20 protein-coding genes and 1 tRNA gene are annotated in these 20,140 nt (G+C 31.3%); 5 read left to right on the forward strand and 16 right to left on the reverse strand.

What is annotated here, in order from left to right:
* Both E0K96_RS10355 and asnB read left to right on the forward strand, forming a co-directional pair.
* On the forward strand, window positions 1-196 hold a 196-nt coding region (locus E0K96_RS10355), incomplete at its 5' end, for a hypothetical protein (protein ID WP_240924502.1).
* 77 nt (window positions 197-273) lie between these two features.
* Complete coding sequence (asnB, locus tag E0K96_RS10360) at window positions 274-2,100, forward strand: asparagine synthase (glutamine-hydrolyzing) (protein ID WP_087298197.1); 1,827 nt, start codon at window positions 274-276, stop codon at window positions 2,098-2,100.
* A 203-nt stretch (window positions 2,101-2,303) separates the two neighbouring features.
* On the opposite strand, the gene E0K96_RS10365 is transcribed toward asnB, so the two are convergent.
* On the reverse strand, window positions 2,304-3,167 hold the full coding sequence (locus E0K96_RS10365; RefSeq protein WP_168083032.1) for a diacylglycerol/lipid kinase family protein: 864 nt from the start codon (window positions 3,165-3,167) through the stop codon (window positions 2,304-2,306).
* An 11-nt stretch (window positions 3,168-3,178) separates the two neighbouring features.
* Window positions 3,179-4,015 carry a TRM11 family SAM-dependent methyltransferase gene (locus E0K96_RS10370; RefSeq protein WP_240924503.1) on the reverse strand — a complete coding sequence of 279 codons (837 nt, stop codon included), beginning with the start codon at window positions 4,013-4,015 and terminating at the stop codon, window positions 3,179-3,181.
* A 177-nt stretch (window positions 4,016-4,192) separates the two neighbouring features.
* Here E0K96_RS10370 and E0K96_RS12360 point away from each other — a divergent pair, with 177 nt between their 5' ends.
* Together E0K96_RS12360 and E0K96_RS10380 are read left to right on the forward strand one after the other, a co-directional pair.
* Window positions 4,193-5,407, forward strand: coding sequence for an O-antigen ligase family protein (locus tag E0K96_RS12360; RefSeq protein WP_168083036.1), 1,215 nt, complete (start codon window positions 4,193-4,195; stop codon window positions 5,405-5,407).
* Window positions 5,408-5,448: 41 nt separating this feature from the next.
* Window positions 5,449-5,679 carry a hypothetical protein gene (locus E0K96_RS10380; RefSeq protein ID WP_168083038.1) on the forward strand — a complete coding sequence of 77 codons (231 nt, stop codon included), beginning with the start codon at window positions 5,449-5,451 and terminating at the stop codon, window positions 5,677-5,679.
* An 18-nt stretch (window positions 5,680-5,697) separates the two neighbouring features.
* Here the strand turns inward: E0K96_RS10380 and E0K96_RS10385 are convergent, their stop codons facing one another.
* From E0K96_RS10385 to E0K96_RS10400, 4 genes are all read right to left on the reverse strand, one after another.
* Window positions 5,698-6,540 carry an HAD family hydrolase gene (locus E0K96_RS10385; RefSeq protein WP_087243870.1) on the reverse strand — a complete coding sequence of 281 codons (843 nt, stop codon included), beginning with the start codon at window positions 6,538-6,540 and terminating at the stop codon, window positions 5,698-5,700.
* 70 nt (window positions 6,541-6,610) lie between these two features.
* Window positions 6,611-7,480: a YitT family protein gene (locus E0K96_RS10390; protein WP_087298191.1), complete on the reverse strand. Its 870-nt coding sequence runs from the start codon at window positions 7,478-7,480 to the stop codon at window positions 6,611-6,613.
* 47 nt (window positions 7,481-7,527) lie between these two features.
* Window positions 7,528-7,604, reverse strand: a tRNA-Thr gene (locus E0K96_RS10395).
* 39 nt (window positions 7,605-7,643) lie between these two features.
* On the reverse strand, window positions 7,644-8,231 hold the full coding sequence (locus E0K96_RS10400) for an ECF transporter S component (protein WP_168083040.1): 588 nt from the start codon (window positions 8,229-8,231) through the stop codon (window positions 7,644-7,646).
* 117 nt (window positions 8,232-8,348) lie between these two features.
* Between E0K96_RS10400 and pdxR the strand changes: the two genes are divergently transcribed.
* Window positions 8,349-9,728, forward strand: a complete 1,380-nt coding sequence (pdxR, locus tag E0K96_RS10405) for a MocR-like pyridoxine biosynthesis transcription factor PdxR (protein ID WP_168083042.1) — start codon at window positions 8,349-8,351, stop codon at window positions 9,726-9,728.
* A gap of 182 nt (window positions 9,729-9,910) precedes the next feature.
* On the opposite strand, the gene E0K96_RS10410 is transcribed toward pdxR, so the two are convergent.
* From E0K96_RS10410 to E0K96_RS10455, 10 genes are all read right to left on the reverse strand, one after another.
* Window positions 9,911-11,239, reverse strand: coding sequence for a putative ABC transporter permease (locus E0K96_RS10410; RefSeq protein WP_168083044.1), 1,329 nt, complete (start codon window positions 11,237-11,239; stop codon window positions 9,911-9,913).
* A gap of 73 nt (window positions 11,240-11,312) precedes the next feature.
* The gene (locus tag E0K96_RS10415; protein WP_168083046.1) at window positions 11,313-11,891 is read right to left on the reverse strand and encodes a sugar O-acetyltransferase; all 579 of its coding nucleotides are present in this window, start codon (window positions 11,889-11,891) and stop codon (window positions 11,313-11,315) included.
* Window positions 11,884-12,357: an RbsD/FucU domain-containing protein gene (locus tag E0K96_RS10420; RefSeq protein WP_240924504.1), complete on the reverse strand. Its 474-nt coding sequence runs from the start codon at window positions 12,355-12,357 to the stop codon at window positions 11,884-11,886. Before E0K96_RS10420 ends, E0K96_RS10415 begins: the two co-directional genes overlap by 8 nt.
* Before the next feature lie 74 nt (window positions 12,358-12,431).
* Window positions 12,432-13,418, reverse strand: a complete 987-nt coding sequence (locus E0K96_RS10425; RefSeq protein ID WP_168083050.1) for an ROK family transcriptional regulator — start codon at window positions 13,416-13,418, stop codon at window positions 12,432-12,434.
* On the reverse strand, window positions 13,415-13,777 hold the full coding sequence (locus E0K96_RS10430) for a VOC family protein (protein ID WP_168083052.1): 363 nt from the start codon (window positions 13,775-13,777) through the stop codon (window positions 13,415-13,417). The genes E0K96_RS10425 and E0K96_RS10430 overlap by 4 nt, the downstream gene beginning before the upstream one ends.
* Before the next feature lies 1 nt (window position 13,778).
* Window positions 13,779-14,510, reverse strand: a complete 732-nt coding sequence (locus E0K96_RS10435) for an HAD family hydrolase (RefSeq protein ID WP_168083054.1) — start codon at window positions 14,508-14,510, stop codon at window positions 13,779-13,781.
* A complete protein-coding gene (locus E0K96_RS10440; RefSeq protein WP_129736165.1) occupies window positions 14,491-15,051 on the reverse strand; it encodes an NUDIX hydrolase in 561 nt (186 codons plus the stop codon). Before E0K96_RS10440 ends, E0K96_RS10435 begins: the two co-directional genes overlap by 20 nt.
* 39 nt (window positions 15,052-15,090) lie before the next feature.
* Window positions 15,091-16,035, reverse strand: a complete 945-nt coding sequence (locus E0K96_RS10445; protein ID WP_168083056.1) for an AEC family transporter — start codon at window positions 16,033-16,035, stop codon at window positions 15,091-15,093.
* Window positions 16,036-16,037: 2 nt separating this feature from the next.
* Window positions 16,038-16,847, reverse strand: coding sequence for an HAD family hydrolase (locus E0K96_RS10450; protein ID WP_168083058.1), 810 nt, complete (start codon window positions 16,845-16,847; stop codon window positions 16,038-16,040).
* A 103-nt stretch (window positions 16,848-16,950) separates the two neighbouring features.
* Entirely contained in the window at window positions 16,951-20,025 is a 3,075-nt protein-coding gene (locus E0K96_RS10455) for an ABC transporter ATP-binding protein/permease (RefSeq protein ID WP_168083060.1), read from the reverse strand.
* Window positions 20,026-20,140: the final 115 nt, after the last annotated feature.

Consider the following 20,140-nt stretch of genomic DNA (forward strand, 5'->3'; position numbering starts at 1 on the left):
ATGCATGAGAAAATGTCCAAGATGTCATAAAGAAATGAAAGAAGATTGTTATATTAAAGATACTGCACAACCTATTAGTGACTTTACAATCATCGAAAAAAATGAAAACCTGAAGAAAAAGGAATATGCTTTAAAAGCGGCATTATGTAAATCTTGTGGATATGTTGAATTATATGTAGACATCAATGAGGATTAAGTCCTCTTTTTCTTTACTTTTTTATTTTTTTATATGAAAAAGCATGTTATAATGCTTTCACGAAGGAAGTGATTACGATGTGTGGAATAGTTGGATTCGCACCTGTTAATGAAAATGCAAGTCAAATACTAAAAAAGATGATGGATCGTATTGCTCATAGAGGGCCTGATGGTGAAGGGCAGTTCATTGATGATTATGTAGCTTTAGGACATCGTCGTTTATCTATTATAGATTTAGCTGGTGGTCAGCAACCTATGAAATCTGATCATTTGGTCGTTGTCTTTAATGGAGAAATATATAATTATCTAGAATTAAAAAAAGATTTAGAAGCCAAAGGGCATGTTTTTCAAACTCATAGTGATACAGAAGTTATTTTACATGGTTTTCAAGAATATCGTTATGATGTTGTGAATTATTTAAGAGGGATGTTTGCTTTTGCATTATATGATACTGAGACACATGAGTTATTCTGTGCCAGAGATCATTTTGGAATTAAACCTTTCTATTATTATGATGATCCTGCTCATTTCTTATTTGCAAGTGAAATCAAAGGTTTCTTAGATCATCCCGATTTTAAAAAAGAATTAAATACTGAAGTCTTAGATATTTATTTAAAAATGAATTATGTAGCTGGTGAAAAGACTTTCTTTAAAAATGTTAAACAATTGTTACCAGGACATTATCTTATTTATAAGGATCAAAAGATTCAAATTAAACGTTATTATCATATTGAATTCAAAGATCAATATAAAACTGATCAGGAAATGATTCAAGCTATTGATCAAATCATGAAAGATTCTATCCAACATCATTTGATTGCTGATGTTGAAGTTGGATCATTCTTAAGCAGTGGAATTGATTCATCATATCTTGTTTCATTAGCGAGACCTCAACATACTTATACAGTTGGATATAATGATGAAAGATATAATGAAATTAACTACGCTAAAGATTTAACACAACAATTAGGTATTGAAAACAAAAGCAAAATTATTACTAAAGAAGAATATTTAGAAGTCTTACCAAAGATTATGTATCATTTAGATGAACCAACTGCCGATCCAGCTGCAGTCGCTTTATATTTTGTCAGTCAACTTGCCAGTCAGGATGTCAAAGTTGTTTTATCTGGTGAAGGTGCCGATGAATTCTTTGGTGGTTATAATACTTATCGTGGAGATATTGATAGTGGATTGTATGGAAAAATTCCTTTCTTCATTCGTCATGCTATTGCATCTATATGCAAACATCTACCAACATTTAAAGGTATTCCTTTCTTAATTAGAAATGGTGAGCGTATTGAAGATTATTATGTAGGTGTTAATCCTGTTTTCTCTGATAATGATTGTAAACATTTATTAAAAGATACAAGTCATTTACATAGTCATAAAGATATTGTTGGAAATGTCTTTGATCGTGTTCAGAAAGCAACAAATATTCAAAAAAGACAAGCTTTTGATTTACAAACTTGGTTTATTAAAGACATCTTGCAAAAAGGTGATAAAATGACAATGGCTCATTCTATTGAAAGTCGTGTTCCTTTTACAGATAAAGAAGTTTTCCAAGTCGCAAGTCAATTAAAAGATAATCAAAAAGTCACAAAGGAAAATACAAAAGTCTTATTAAGACAAGCTGCTAAAAAAGTCATTCCTAATGAAGCTTACAAGAAAAAGAAATTAGGTTTCCCTGTTCCACTTAGAGAATGGATGCGTGAAGATGATCTTTATCAAAAAGTTTATGATGGTTTACAGACACCTATTATTAAACAATTGTTTGATGATCAAAAACTATTATCTATGTTAGAAGACCATAAAAATCATAAACATGACTATTATAAAAAAATCTGGACTGTCTATTGCTTCTCATTATGGCATCAGGTTTTCTTTGCAGAAGAATATGAACACTAAGTTAAATATCTTAGTGTTTTTTTGTTATAGTTATGAAGAAAGAAAAACTCAAATCTTAGTTGATGCTAATGGTAAGGTTACTTTATCGCTTCATTAGCACTTATTAGTGTAGGAATTCTTGTTGTTAATAAAAAAGAAAATCATTATAGTTATATGTAATGAAAAAGCTGATTGAGTAAGTCACAATGAATGACTTATTCATATCAGCTTTTTTTATACATCACTAAGTTTAATGATTGTGGGCATACTTGAAAATGATAACTGTTTGCTTTATATTCTTCACCATCAATATTACAGCTATGACGACAGTAAACTGTTGCTTCTTTTACTTTATAATAATGGACTTCATGTCGTTTATGTAATTGATGTGATAAAAGATAAGTGACTAGATAAGGTATTTTGATCTTTGGTACACGATCAACAACACAGATATCCATATAACCATCCTGAATTTGAGCTTGAGGTGTGATTTGAAAACCACCACCATAATATTGCGCATTATTTAATGTACAGAGAATTGTCTGATTATCATAAAGACATTTTCCATCTGATACAATCTTTACATGATGATTATCATAACGAAATACTTGTTTAAAAATAGATATAATATAACTCTGTGATTCAGGTACAAATGGAATATCTGGAATATCATGGACTTTATTCGCAATCATGCTATCTAATCCAAAACATGCTGCATTAAGATAATATCTGTCATTGATTTGAATGGTATCAACTTTTTGGTTTTCTTGCTTTAATGATTGAATTAATAGTTGACGGATATCCTTTTCTTTTGTAAGTGTACGACAAAAATCATTCCCCGTTCCAAAAGGCAAAATAACGAGCTCATGTTCACTATGTACTAACGCCTGCAACAAGCCATTGATTGTTCCATCTCCACCAACTGCATAAAATCTTGATGGTTCTAAACAATTTTGAATGTATTTTTGACTATCTTGCATTGATGTTGTATAAACAATTTCATATACATATTCCTGCATGATATCATGAATCATGACTTCTAAATCATGATGACGCTTTGTATCATGCATCATAAAAATATGTTTCATTTTTCCCACTCCTATAGACAATGTGTTATATATCTTTGAAAGCTCCCTTTTTGTATCATAGCTTGATCTTTCATATGATATCCTATATTTATTAATTCTTTTTGCATTGGAACGTGTGAAATTAAAACCAGTTCTGATGCAATATCTCTGGTCTTTTCTAAAAGTTCGCATTGTTGCTGATATGTAAATGGACTATATACACCATAAGGAATATCTAAAATACAGACATCATATGTTTTCTTTAATGTTCTCATATCACATCTTTGAATCAATAATGGATCATACCCATAATGTTCTAAATTCAATCTTGCCTGATAAGCCACATATTTATTGATATCATAACCAACAATATGGGCATTCATGCTCAATCCTTCTAAAACAACAGTTCCTACTCCACAACATGGATCAACAATCGTTTTAGATAAATCATTTCCTAAAGCAATATTAACAACTGCTCTCGCATCTCTTAAGGCTAATGAATGTGAATATGAATAAGGTTTATCATTATGTTGATTCCAGCTCATATCATTTTGATAAATACCAAAATACCATATTTCATGAATTTTTGTAATCGCAAAGATTGTTTGAGGATGATGCATATTCACTGAACCAGCAATAGGCAAGGCCATCTGCTTACATTTATCAATTGATTCCTGATATGGCACATGTGTGATTTCGTTTTTTAAATAGATGACTTTAAAATCATAATAACAATAATTCTGTTGTTCAATAAAATTGACTATTTCATCAAAACAGGCACTTTCATATAAAATATTTAATTTTCCCCTGATATAAGCACTTCTGGAATAATCAAAATCCTGATTCGTTATATAATATTTTGTTTGCATATCTTCATGAAAAATATGTCTAAATTCCATTTCACATAAGTTCTGTTCATGTGGCGAATAATTATAAATATATAAATATTTCAGCTTGTTTCCCTCATTTCTTACATTTTTGTTATCTTGATTATTTATAGTATACATAAATTTAGAAATGTTGTAAAATAGAGATACGTTTGGGAGGTGTTTTTTATTTTTGGGATTCAGTATTTAAAAACACATTTTACACATCATCAAAGATATATCATTGTTGCTGTTTTTTCAATGTTTTTACCTTTTTATATGTGTGGAGGGATTTTAATATTTTTAACACTTCGTTTATTATGGAAAGGGGAAATACAGGAAGCTTATAGACAAATACCTAAAAGTCGTTTTATTATTTATTTTAGTTTATTAAGTGCTATTGTTTCTCTGTTTTATCAAAACTATTATGGTTTTGTTTGTAGCATTGGTATTTTAGTGATTTTATCTTTTGTTTTATATTATCGTATTCATATTGATTCACGATTATTTGAATATATAACAAACTGTATTATTGTTTTAAGTATTTTTGCAGCTTTATATGGTTTAATTGAATATATTGGTATTTTGAATTCTTACAATATTGATCAATTTGAAATCATGATATTCAATCGTCCTCAAGATCGTATTAATTCCGTTTTCTTTAATGCTAATTACTATGCTATGATGATTGAATTCTTTGTTTGTTTAACTTTCTATAAAATATTAAAAATTAAAGATATAAAATTAGAATGGAAAAAATTTATTTATTATGTCGCAGTCATTGGATTAAATCTTTTTGTTTTATTATTAACTGCCTGTCGAACTGCATGGCCTGCATTAGCTGGTGGCATTTTAATTATGTTGATTGTAGACAAGCATTATAAAACATGTGCATGCATATTAGCTCTTGTTATTGTGGCTTGTATTTATTTCCTATTAAATCCATCAAAATTCCCACGTGTTGATAATATTGTTGCTTATTTCATGACACGTGCTGATATCTGGGAAGTTGCTATTCAAAATATTATAACACATCCTTTGTTTGGTGAAGGACCTATGACTTATATGCATATTTATCCATTATATCATGGTCATCCAACTGAACATGCTCATAGTATTTATTTGGATCCATTGCTTTGTTTTGGAATTGTTGGATTATTAACTATCGCTCCATATATTTATTCTAATATTCAAAGATTATATCGTTTATGGAAATTAAAAGTTGATAAGACATTGGTTGCATTGATTGTATCCTTTACAGTGATGATCTTTATTCACGGGATATTAGATTATACTATTTTCTTTGTTCAGACTGGATTTTTATACCTTTTAATTGCCAGCTCTTTTGATGTTCATAAACATGCTTTAAAAGCTTATGAAAGCCTACGTAAGTAGGTTTTTTTTATGTTATAATAAATAAGAGGAGTGCGATATCTATGCATAAATGGTTCTGGTATTCTTTAAACCCTGAAGAAAAATTTCAGCGTTATAAACATTCACTTTGGCTTTTGATTCTTGCTATCATAGTGCTGTTCATTAAGTTCGATTTGATGATTGCACTTGGTTATTCTCTTGTCCTCATTATTTTTTCATATCTTGGTTATAAGCATTTTCAAAGTGAAGCTATGGCATATAAAGAAAGAAAAAGTTGTCAAAAGACGTTATAAACGTTTTATGACAACTTTTTAAAATAATCCTAAACGATGCAATTCATGATAAATTCCATCATCCTGTACACTTTCACATATAGCATTTCCATATTGTTTGAGTTCTTTTGATCCATTTGCCATGACAACACCATATTCACAAGTCTGAATCATCGCATAATCATTCATACTATCTCCAAAAGCAATTGTATTTTGAATAGGAATATTTAAATATTCACATACCTTTTCAACAGCTGTTCCCTTATCTGTTCCTTTCATAATAATTTCACCATTAATGACATCTTGAGAAAAGATTTCATGAATGACAAAATGAAATTTATCTGATAGAACACGTTTAGGTTCTTCTAAATCTTCCTCTTTTTCACACATAAAGCATAGCTTTTGAATAGGAATAGGATTTTCATCATATTCCTTTAATGGATGAATATTAAAATGTTCTTTTTGTTCATTTAATAATCTCTGTAATTCAGAATTTAAATTTTCTCCATCTTTTAAACGATGTTTTACAAATTCATAATTCATCTTTTCATCTTGAAAAGTCATATGATTAGCTTCTAAATTATATAAAATGTGATGCTGATCAAAAATATGTCTTGCCAGTTGAATATCTTCTTGACTCAAACATGATTCAAAGATTTTTTGACCATGCACCTCAATATATCCACCCGCACTACTGATAATGCCATCGAAACCAATCGGAAAAAGTGGTCTGGCTCCTGCATAGCTTCTACCTGTACACAAAAAGACTTCATGTCCATTTTCTTGAACTTGATGAATGGCTTCTTGCACCTTTGGTGATACTCGTCCATCTGGCAATGTCAATGTTCCATCTGCATCTAAAAAGATTAATTTTTTGTCCATCAAATCCCCCCCCTATTTTCATTATAATCAAATCTCTATAAAAACCAAATTTGTTTCAAATACTGCAAATCTATAATCTCTTTTCAAAGTGTCCATCCACTGACATACCTTCAAAAAATAAAGTAAATGCTTGTGGATCAAGACCTTTAATAATATGTTTAAGTTGATTCACTTCATATTTACTAATCACTGTTACCATAACATAAGTATTTTCTTTTGTATAAGCACCTTTTCCTTGCCAAAAAGTCATTCCACGTCCCATTTCAGATAAAACTTTATTTTGAATTTCTAATTGCTTTGTAAAAATAACACATGTTACATTGATATTTTGATAATGAGTTTTATCTAAAACAAGTGTAAAACATGTTGTATAAATGGCAGAATAAATGGCTATTTCAATATGAAATAAAAATGCACACACAACATAGATTGCTAAATTAATAAATAATGATAATTTTCCTACTGAAAAATGTGGTAACTTTTTTGTAAAATAGACACCTAAAATGTCTAATCCTCCACCACTTCCAGAACAGCGTAATGTTAGACCTATACCAAATCCAGTCACAATTCCACCAATAATACAATTGGTAAGAATATCATCAACAAGTGGTGTCGTTGGAATCATGATGAATGTTAAAAAGATAGTTTGAGAAATAACAGATAATAGCGTTCTGACAAAAAAACGTTTAGAAATAGTACGATAAGCTAACATAAATAGAGGTATGTTAATCGCAAAGTTAATAATTCCTGATATATCTATTGAAGATGGAAACATGCCATTACTGATTTGTTCTAATAGTGTTCTTATGATTTGAGCAATTCCTAATACCCCACTACTATATAATTGCACAGGTACTACAAATAAATTTACTCCCAATGCAAAAATAAATGCTCCTAATATAATGAAAAAATATCTTTTACTTTCCTGATTCAAAATCATATCAATCCTCCCTTATAAAGAAAAAAACGCAGTTGCGTTTTTACATATGGTGCCGACAACAGGACTTGAACCTGCAACCTGACCATTACGAGTGGCCTGCTCTACCGATTGGAGCTATGTCGGCATCCTGTATTATTATAATACAAAAAGGAATAGATTTCTACTATTCCTTTGGCGCAATTTTCTTTAATAAACCATTATTTCGTAATCTTGGAGCCATAGCCATATACAGGATTGATGAAATAACAATGGCCATCAAAGCATTCACTGTCGTTGTTATAGCATTCCATGAAGCTAATGCTTTTGCTGCATTATCAGGAGCACCTAAAATAAAAGCTGTATAAAAATAAGAAAAAATAGGTTCTCCAATCACATTAAATAACATACCTGCTGTAGCTGATAAAATAACTGCTTTCCATAACGCTTTCCCTTGCTTATGCTGGATATGAAAAATACGATGTGCGACCAAACCAGTTATGATACCAATCCCTAATTTCAAAATAATTGTTTTAGGCGCTACAATCACATAAGCCGGATCCAACAAATCTGCAATTCCCATACCAATAGCACCTGCAATACCACCAGGTAATCCCCCTAGCAATAAAGCTGCCAACACACAAAAAGTATTTCCTAAATGAAAAGATGTAAAACCACCTGGTGTTGGAATCTTAATCTGTAAAAACATAAATGATATATAACATAAGCCAGCCATTAAACCAACTAAAACGATTTTCAATATTTTTGTATTCATATCTATCACTCTCCGTATAACTAACAGTATATATGATTATTGGTCTTATGAAAATATCCAGTTTTGTATTTTTTTATATATCCAGATTGAGTATAATAATTTCAAGGAGTGAAAAATATGTTAACTTATTCATTTAAAGAATCGGATATACCTATGTATGAATATTTATATCAATGCATTAAAAATGATATTATCCATCAAAAACTCAAACCTCATGAAAAATTACCTTCTAAACGTGCTTTTGCGAAAAATCAAAATGTCAGTCTTATTACTGTAGAGAATGCCTATCATCAGCTTCTAATTGAAGGGTATATTTATTCTAAAGAAAGAAAAGGATATTTTGTAAGTGAACTTCATTATCCCCATTATATAAAAAATCATTCTTCTGTTATGACAAAACCAAAACAAACTCATTATCGTATAGATTTAAAATCAAATTCTGTATCTTCTTTGCATTTTCCATTTTCTACATGGTCTAAAATGACACGTCAAGTCCTTTCATCTCAATCACAAGAATTGCTTTCACGTTCTCCACATCAAGGTTGCGAATCTTTAAGACGCGCTATCTGTTCACATCTTTATGCCTTTTGTGGAATGAATATTTCTCCTGATCAGGTGATTATTGGAGCTGGAAGTGAATATCTTTATAATTTAGTAATTCAATTACTAGGAAGAGATCAGATATATGCCTTAGAAAATCCAGGTCATCACAGTATTTCCCAAGTCTATCACATCAATCATGTCAATTATCATTACATTCCCTTAGATCAACAAGGCATTGATATAAAGGCACTAAGAGAAAGTCAGGCACAAATCGTGCATATCTCCCCTGCTCATCATTTCCCAACAGGTATCACAATGCCCATACAAAGACGTTTAGAATTACTTCAATGGGCAGAAGAATCCCATCGTTATATTATTGAAGATGATTATGATAGTGAATTTCGTATGCGAGGAAAACCACTTTCCCCACTCTTTCAAATTGATCAAAATGAACATGTGATTTATATGAATACATTTTCTAAAACACTAGCCCCTTCATTTCGTATTAGTTATATGATTTTACCACCTCATCTCGTTCAAATTTTTCAACAAAAATTAGGTTTCTATACATGTAGTGTATCAAGCTTTGAACAGATTATTCTTGCCGAGTTTATCCAAAACCATCACTTTGAAAAACACATTAACCGTATGCGTAACTACTATAAATCCATCCGTGATGAATTTCTTCTTCAACTTTCACAAAGCCCTCTCTTTAAGCAAATTACAATTACTGAAGAAAACTCAGGTTTACATTTCCTACTTCATTTCTCTTTGCCATATAGTGATAATTTTATTTTAAAACGTGCTCAAGATTTAGGAATCAATATGAGCATGCTTTCCCAATTTTATGACCACCCTTTTGATTCACATACAATCGTGATTAACTACTCTGGACTTTCTATCGAAGACATTCCCTTAGCTGTCCAATTACTGTGTCAGTTATTAATGGAATGAAAAAAGATGTTTTCTACACTACATAGAAAACACCTCAATATATTATAAAAAATTTATTTTCATACACAAAATACATGTCTTTTGGAAGGGAAAATCAAGATATATGAAATAAATGATTTTTATGCTTTAAAAAAGTTAAGTCAGGATATTTATATCTGTCACCTTCACTTTTTTAAGGCTTTTTATTTTTTCTGTGGAAACCTTGCATTAGGATAAATACGTTCCATTCTTTCATTTGGATAATGCTGATCTAGAAATTCTTCTACAGGATTTTGAGCATTGATTTGTCCATTCTGTCGTTCTGAATATCTTTGAATAGCTAATCCTGATATGATAATATTGATTGTCATAAAAACAATAAAACACCATGAAAGAATTGTTCCTGTTTTCTTTGGGATTTTTTCAATTAAGTCTGATAATTTTGGATAAATAATTTTAATCCAAATCACAGCTACAATCCCCCAGAAGAAACAGAATAATAAATTAATACGTCCTCCTAAGTTAAAAGGAAGATGACTGTAATCCCAAAAGATTGTTCCAAAAACTAATTCTGTAAAAACACTACATGCATATTCATAAGCTCCACCTACAACCGTTCCAAACAAGAAAATAAAACGGTCACTTTTATAACGATACTGATATAACAGTAAAGTTGATAAAGCACAGCCAATTCCCCAAACAATAGAAAAAGGACCATAAATCACACTACTACGACTCATCCATATGCCTGTTGTATAATGACACCATAATGTTTCAACAATATCTCCTAAAAATGCACCAATAAGAAATAACCATAATAATTTATAAAAAGAACATCCTTCAGCAAATACAGTTGATTTTTCAACTTTTGGCTCATTTAAAATTTCTTTTTTATCAAGATTTGGAAATGCATTCACAAAATGTTTAAGTGTCCATTCAGATATTCTCATGCCTAAACGATCTGCCGTTCTTTGCATGTTTTCTGATACCTCTTTAATGACACCTTTTTTCACACGTGAACGTGTACTTAAAATACCTGTGATTGTTCCAACAAAATCGACTGCCATCACAACACCCATAATAATCAAGAGAATCTCTCCAACGGATGAAGGAATCAAATGAACAGCATTTAAAAGTGTTGGTTCAATAAATTCAACACAGATGATAGCCATCAACCCCCAAAGAATTGTATAAGGCATGTGCACATAACTACCGAATTGGAATCTCTTTCTTGAATAATCCCACCATTTATGGTGAAAAATTTTCTGTAAGAAAAAACCTGTCATATATACAACAAAGGAAGAAATAATTGCTCCTCCTAAGAACATAAAAAACCATTGATTATGAAGTTCATGTAATAAAATAAAAAACAAAACTCCACAAATACCATAGGATGGGCAATATGGTCCATATAAAAATCCAACATCAACAAACTTCTTACGACGATATGCCGCAAGAATAGTTCCTATGATCCAACCGACAAAAGAATAAACAAAAAATATCCATAATTGATCATAAATTAACTTTTCCATCATTTCCCTCCAACATAGTCTATATGATACTATCATAGATATATGAATAATACATGAAGAAAAAAGAAAAAAATCAGAAAGATTTCTGATTTTCATCCCATTGTTTCACAACTCGACATGGATTTCCATAAGCAAGACTATGTGGTGGTATATCTTTGGTCACTACACTTCCTGCCCCAATGACACAATCATCACCAATCGTGACTCCTGGCATGACGGAAACATGTGCGCCAAACCAGACATTACTTCCCACACGAATAGGCAAAGCAATTTCTAATCCCTGATTACGTTTTTGATAGTCTAGAGGATGATTTGCTGTATAAAAACCACAATATGGACCTACAAAAACATAATCACCCATTGTGATACTTCCACCATCCATAAAATAACAAGAGCTATTAATAAAAACATTCTTTCCTAATTGAATACGACTTCCATAATCACACATAAATGGACTTATAATTTCCAGATTTTCTGGATAATAACCTAATAACTGTGTCAAGATGTCTTTTCTTTTTTCAACATCCCCAGGTCTTGTATGATCTAAATCAAAACATAGATCTTTAGCTTTTATGCGCATTTCTAATAATTGAGCATCATTATTGGCATCATACCATTCTCCACGTTCCATCTTTTCTAATTCACTACTCATGACTTTCTCCTTTTAAACCATTTTTTAACCATTCCATCGGAATATCAGCACTTGGATACCCAGCTATCAAAATAGCTTGAGCATGAACACCATAATCTCCTGTCTGTATAACAGCTTTACAGCGATCTCTCATCTGATAATATTCAGGAATATAATGCATCACATGAATATTTTTAGCATCAAATAAATTTTCAACAACATGATAATCTTTGAGATTGTGTTGAAGCATATCTTCTGTCACAATAGCCCCTTCAAAATCACCACATTCCACTAATGTTTCAATAACATCCTGAAAAGATGGAGACCCTGTGACAACACCTAAATCAAGATATTCAACATCTTCACTTAATGGATATAAGGACTTTTTTGTTGTCCCACTTCCTGCATCCGCAATAAATAACATTTCTCCATGACGCATTCTTGCAACAATACTCGCTAATTGAGCATTCAAAATTCTTTTTTTCATCATTTTCACCCTCACTTATTAAAAGTCTTTTAATAAGTATATTATGCCACGTTCTTATAAAAAAATCAAGTTTTCTAAACTTGATCTAATAAAAACTTTAAACTCAATAAATATATTCCTTGCATATAATATTCATTATAATCTTGTTGATAATATATTTTTGGCATAAAAGCTTCTGGTATATACTGTAGACAAATTTGTTCAATAGCCTCTATATCACTAGCCAAAATAGCTTCACCTGTCAAAACAACAGTTGAAGGATTTAAAATGGATGCAATACAACAAAGTGATAATGCAACATTTTCAACAGAATAATCTACATGTTGCTTTTGTGAAAGAAAATGAAAAAATGGTAAATACAGAATTTCTCCTGCAATTTCATTTCTTCCTTCTAGTAGTTGACCATTGATCATACTTCCACAACCTGGACCACTATTGGATGGATAAGTCACAAAACATATATCTTCATGAAGCTGTTGTGAAGCATAATAACCATAAGCCGTGTAATTCATATCATTTTTTATGATAATTGGACAAGACATTTTCTGTTCTAATTGTTCTTTAAGAAGCCATCCTTTCAATTCAGGAATATCAGATTCTATTAATATTCCATTAGATACAATGGCTGGAACTCCTATTCCAACAATTTGAATATGTGAATCACGATGATATATATCTACAATCTTTTTAATAAGCATTTCCTGTTCAAGTGAATCTAGCTCTATGGTTTCTTTTTGAAGAATTTGAGATAGAGCATTTTTGATTTCATAACAAAGATAATTCTGATTATTTTGTCTTTGAATGAAAATAGATAAAATATGAAAAAAGTCTTCTTGAATCACAAACCTTTGTGTAGGTCTTCCCATTGCTAAATGAACTTCATCACTGACTTGAACGATACCTTTATGAACAAAATCATTCAAAATCGTCCCCACTGTCGCAACTGTCAATGAAGAAAGCTGCGCTAATTCTTTTTTAGTCATATGAGGATTTTCAATCAACAATCTTAAAACTGTATGATCATTTTGTTGTCTTAATTTTCCTGTCCCTATTCTTGTCATGATATACTCCTTATCACTGGGGCAGTACATTCAATAGGATTACCCTCACTATCTATAATTTCAGCTACCCAGTTATCTTTAATCTGTGTTAAAGGAAAACGAATTGTTTTTCCTTCCATCTGTTTTTTTAAAACTTCTAGTGATTCAAATTCAAAGCTTGGAAGACAATTGCTTCCAAAAAGATGCTCTTCGTTAACTTTTTGATATGCAAACAAACCCAAACGAAATCCATCAATATCAAATACACTATAAATATCATCACGAATTGTGACTGGTTGTTGTAAAAATTGTTCATAAAAAGATATAGCACGTGACATATCATGCACACATAAATACATGGAATAAATACGACAAAGCATATTAATCCTCAATCATGGTAATAGCTTCACTGATAGATGATACGATATGTGTTGCTTTTTCCTGAACAATTTGTGGTGAATCATGAAATGTAAATGAACAATCAGCACTTTCTAACATAGGGATATCATTATAAGAATCTCCTATGCCATAGACCATATCCAAATGCAATAATTCTTTCAATTTCTTGACCGCTTCTCCTTTAGAACATCCTCTTTTGACAATATCTATATATTCTTTATTTTGAAAAGCAATAATTTCTTTGTATGTTTCATTTAAATCCTGTGTCCACTGTTTGGCCTGTTGTTCATGAACAGCATTAATTGATAATCCAAAAATATGTTCATCTCCAATACAATCAATAGACTCTACATATGTTTGAGCTATTGGAATTTTTGAATCTTTCACTAATGTATAAATACGAAAATCTGCCTGAATAGAAACTTCAGCTTTTTGATGATATTGTTGATAAATAGCTTTCATAATATCTTTAGATATTGTCTGTTCATATAAGACATGACATTCTTTATCTAAAATGCAAGCCCCACTGCTTACAATATAAAAATCTGGTTGAATACAATCTTTGATATAATGTTGTACACCTATCAATGGTCTACCTGTACATAATCCAAATAAATGATGTTTTTGAAAATGAACAATAGCTTGTTGGTCATTTTCTTTGACTCCATCTTCAAAATATAATGTTCCATCAAAATCACTGGCTAATGCTTTCATTGTTGACTCCTTTTAAATAATAATCTATCATCTGTAATTCTTCTATCTTAATGCAATGAGGAATTTGTTTATGTAAAACCAATTGTTGGCATTTGGCAAGTGGCATCCATTGAACTTCTTCCACTTCTTCTTTTTGCAAGACAAAATCGCCATCATACCATAAGACATAAACATGCGAAACTTGTACATTATGAAATGGTTTTTCATGAAATACATTGTGGCTATTGCTGTAACTTGTACCAATATAATGTAATTCACCCTTTGTCGCCTCGACTCCCAGTTCCTCTTTTAATTCACGTAATGCCGAAGTTTCAAAGTCACTTCCTGCTGGAATATGACCAGCACTTGAAATATCATAACATCCTGGATAAGAATCTTTATTGAGGCTACGTTTCTGTAAGAGAATTTCGACATCCTGCTTTTTTCTTAATAACCAGACATGGCTAGTACGATGACGAATGCCATGACGATGTGCATATTCTCTTTCTACAATTTCTCCCGTTGGATTTCCCATTTCATCTACGATATCTAAATATTCCATCAACTCATCACCTCTTTCTATTCTACTACATTTTACATTTTAAATGAAAGATAAAACTCTTAAAACCCATATCCAAAATGTTAAAGAAAAACCACTGAGTAATGTTGTTAACATAACAACATTACTGCTTAAAACACCAGCATGTCCCATATTCTTTGCCATGACATAACATGTCACTGTTGATGCTGAACCTAGCATAACCAAAATAGCTATTAACTGTTCCTGACGAAAACCTAAGATGATAGCAAGTGGTAAAAACAGGAAACAGAATCCAAACAATTTAAAGAAAGATGCTAAAAAGGCAGGTTTTATCTGACTGATAGCTTTATCCAAACGAAAAGAAGCGCCCATCGCTATCAAACCTAACGGTGTGGCCATATTGGCAACATAGGATACACTTTTTGAAAGAATGGTCGGCATTGGTAAAGAACATAAAGACCATAAAAATCCAACTGCAATCCCAATAATAATGGGATTCTTGAATATTCCTAGACATGTCTTTTTCAATAAATCACGATTGACTCCATCAGCATGAGGCTGATAGAAAGACAGGATAATCACAGCAAATATATTATATAAAGGTACACTTCCCATAATCATTAATGGTCCCATTGTAGAACTTCCATATATGTTTTGAATTAAAGCGACTCCCAGCAAGGCTGCACTACTGCGATACGTTGCCTGAATAAATTCACCTTGAATACTTTTATCTTTTAAAAATCTTGATATCATCATCGCAATCAAAATACTTATAAGTGTCACAACAAAACAAAATACAACAAAAGAAAAATTCCACACTTCTAAAAAATCAACTGTCGCCAAATCTTGAAACAAAAGAACTGGTAACGGAAGCATAAAGACAAAACGATTTAATTGAGAAGCAAATTCTTCACTCATCCACCCTAACTTTCTTAAAAGCATTCCTAAAACCATCATCAAGAAAACTGGAACTGTTGCATTGAAACTAAATAATAAACTATCCATATCTAAACCTCATCAGGAAATAATATTTTTAAAATACGTTCTAAGCCCTGATTTTCAATAGCACAACAAACCAGATCTGCTTTTTGTTTTAATGCTTCAACAGCATTCCCCATGGCAACACCAACTTCACAATATTCAATCATTTCCATGTCATTCAATCCATCCCCAAAAGCATATGTCTGTTGACGACTCACATGATAATAATCCAAAACTTTTTGAATGCCGACAGCTTTAGAAATCGTTGGTGAAAAGAATTCAAAAGCATTTTCACTGCCATGTTCATCATGGTAAATAACACTGCCAAATTTATCCTGAATATAATTTTCTATTTTTGCTTTATCTTTATTTAAAACATTAGCTTCTATCTTGATTGTTCTTTTTAAAACCTCATCTTTATCAAAATCCAATTGGAACATTTCTTTCATACCAGCCTGAGAAAAGAAATCATAAAGTTCATGATAGCTAGGATCAATATAAATCGCATCGGCTGTTTCTAACATATAGTCACATCGCAAGTCTTCTAGCATCTGAACAGTTTTCACACACAGTTTGTAATCCATTCTATCTTCATAAATAGATTGCCCATCAATTTCAACATATCCACCATTGGCCAATACATATCCATCAAATCCCACATTTAATAAATACTGATTGATCATAGCTTTAGGTCTACCACTAGATATAAATATTTTATGTCCCTGTTCTTGAATTCTTTTTAATTGGTAAAGAGCACCTTGTGGTATGTCAGGAATACCTCTAGCAGTATCCAATAATGTTCCATCAACATCAAAAAATAATATTTTTGATTGCATGATTCCACCCCCCATAACTGATATCTATTATATAAGTTTTTGATTGATTTTGCTTTCTTTTTTCAAGAATGGAAATAGAAAAAGACAAACATTCCGTTTGTCTTTACTCACTACGTAACGCTGAAACAGGATCACTCTTTGCTGCTTTGCTGGAAGGAATAATACCACCAATCAAAGTTAAAACAACGCTAAGCACAACTAAGATGACACCACCTGCCACTGGTAAAGAGGCACTGACATCAACATTACCAGCAATCGAATGAATAATCATGTTTCCTGGTATCAGCAACAACAATGTAATCACAATACCTAAAACACCTGCAAGTAATCCTATAATAAATGTTTCGGCATTGAAAACTTGTGAAATATTACGTTTAGACGCACCTATTGCACGCAAGATTCCAATTTCTTTTTGTCGTTCTAAGACACTGATATAAGTAATAACACCAATCATAATAGAAGATACGACTAAAGAAATAGCGACAAAGGCAATCAGTACATAACTAATCACATTAATAATGTCAGTTACTGATGACATTAAAGTACCTACATAATCTGTATAAGAAATCACTTTATCTTCATCAGTTTTTTCCATTTTGGCATTATAATCATCTAAAATATTCACAACATTTTGTTTTGTTTCAAAATCTTTTGGATAAATATTAATACCACTAGGTTCATCAAAATCAGCATATCCTAATGTTTTTAAATTATTTTCATAAGTTGAAGTTTCTGTTGTCATAAGTGATACCATAAGTTCAGACAACTCTTCTTCACTCATATTCATTTGAATAGCTTCAGAAAATGCAGTTGGATCAATTTGAATCGCTGATTGCATATTTTGAGCTAATGTTCCCATTTGTTTAGACATTTGAGCACTGATTTGTTCTTCTAAGAATTGAGAAATCTGTGCTGTATATTGTGTCATCATTGTTTGAATCTGATTTTGTAATAATGTTTCAAACTGCCCTGTTAAACCACTATCTTGAAATAATTGAATGACATTTTGTTGAATCAGACTTTGTGCACGAAATGTTTTAATATAAGTCATAAAATAAGTCTGTATCTGAGTTGAATCCGTCAACTGATTTTCAACCATATAATTTTGAAAATCAGTTGTGATACTTTGACTTAAAGATTCAATCTGTTCTCTTGTAAACTCAACATTTAATTGTGATAAGATTGCATCCATATCAATAGAAGGCATATTTGACATATCTAATTGAATCTGGCTTAAATCCAAATCACCCATTCCTTTTGTCAATTGACTTTGATCTATTGAAAACGCACTCTTTAACTTCTCTGTATCAACACTAAACAATGAATTCATATCAAACTCTTTATTATTAGCTTCATTAAAAGCATTACCTGTAAACACATCAATATCTTTATTTTCTAATTGTTTTTTCACAATTTCACTTGCTTGAGCTTGTTCTATCACATGTGTTGTCAGTGACTGGGGATAACCAATACCCGTTTGAAGCATTGTCGCTGTTGTTCCTTCGGCTGGTTGAACAATCCCAACAATTTTTATAGTTTCACCATTTTCAATCAATTTTTTCATATAGGATTGATTATCTGTTTTATCTCTATATAAATCATATTCTTCATCATATTCATAATAATCTGCTGCATTGACAAGCTTAAACTCTTTTCCTAATACATCTTCATATGAATAAGTATCTGTATTCTCTGGAGCATTGACTTCTTCCTCTTGAGAGAACTTATCTACCATATCATCTAATTCAGAAAAATCTCTTAACCCCAATGTATAAGACATCAAATCATTAATCTTACCATTTTGTGTTAAAACCAGAACACACTCATTATAAGCCTTTGGCCAACGTCCCGCTTTAATATCATATTGATCTACATATAGACTTTCATCACTAGGCATTTCATAAAAGACATCGGTACTCATCATTGTTGACATCATGCTGTTTCCACTACTTGAAGAACCTAAACCAAGTGATTGAAATGATTTATCAGGATGAACCTGTCTGATATTTTCTGTATCTGTACTATATATTTGTGGTGATACATTATACGTATACTCTACAGCATTTGTATATTCTTTAATATCACTGTCACCACTATCTAAATATTCTTTTAAAGAAGTCAAGTCATTAGAACCAATCTTTGAAAACATATTAGTAATCATTTGAATAACTTGTATCTGGCCTTCTTCTTTATTTTCACTTTGACCATCTTGCACATCTACCATCATAGATGTCATATCAAAACCTGTACTTTGTATTTGCAGTGGATATTCAGATAATGTTTCTTCTTCAATTGATTGAATATATTGATTGACACCATTAGAAAGTGATAATATCAATGCAATCCCAATAATTCCAATAGACCCCGCAAAAGATGTTAAAATCGTACGGGCTTTTTTGGTACGTAAGTTATTAAAACTTAAAGATAAAGCCGTTAAAAAGGACATTGAAGATTTTCCCATGTTTTCATGTCTTGGTTTATCCAATTCATGTTCACTGACTTCATATGGATCAGAATCACTACGGATTGTTCCATCTCTTAATTCAACAATACGTGTTGCATAAGCTTCTGCCAATTCAGGATTATGTGTTACCATTACAACAAGACGATCTTTGGCAACTTCTTTTAACAGTTCCATAACCTGAACACTGGTATCACTATCCAATGCACCAGTAGGTTCATCGGCAAGTAAAATATCTGGATCATTAACCAAAGCTCTTGCAATGGCGACACGCTGCATTTGTCCTCCAGACATTTGATTTGGTTTCTTGTGTCCCTGATTACCTAAACCCACCTTTTCCAAAGCTTGCTTTGCTCTCTTTTTACGCTCTGCTTTAGAAATACCTGATATCGTTAAAGCCAATTCAACATTAGCCAGGACAGTCTGATGAGGAATCAGATTATAGCTTTGAAAGACAAAACCTATGGTATGATTACGATAGGAATCCCAATCTCTATCTTTATACTTTTTAGTCGAAATGCCATTGATAATCAAATCACCTTTATCATAACGATCTAATCCACCAATAATATTTAAAAGTGTTGTCTTTCCACTTCCACTTGGTCCTAATATCGCAACAAATTCATTATCTCTGAGATTAAGACTTACGCCATCTAATGCCTTTTGAACTAAATCACCTGTTTTATATTGTTTATATATATTCTGAATTTGTAGCATTCTCTTATCCCCTTTATATAGAATATATACTATTAAATCCTTTTTATTTGAATTGAAAATGAACATTTAAATATTTCTATCGTATATCGACATATTTCCCCGGAAATAGTCTTCT

Source organism: Massilimicrobiota sp. SW1139 (genome assembly GCF_012027715.1).
Classification (GTDB): domain Bacteria; phylum Bacillota_I; class Bacilli_A; order Erysipelotrichales; family Coprobacillaceae; genus Allocoprobacillus; species Allocoprobacillus merdigallinarum.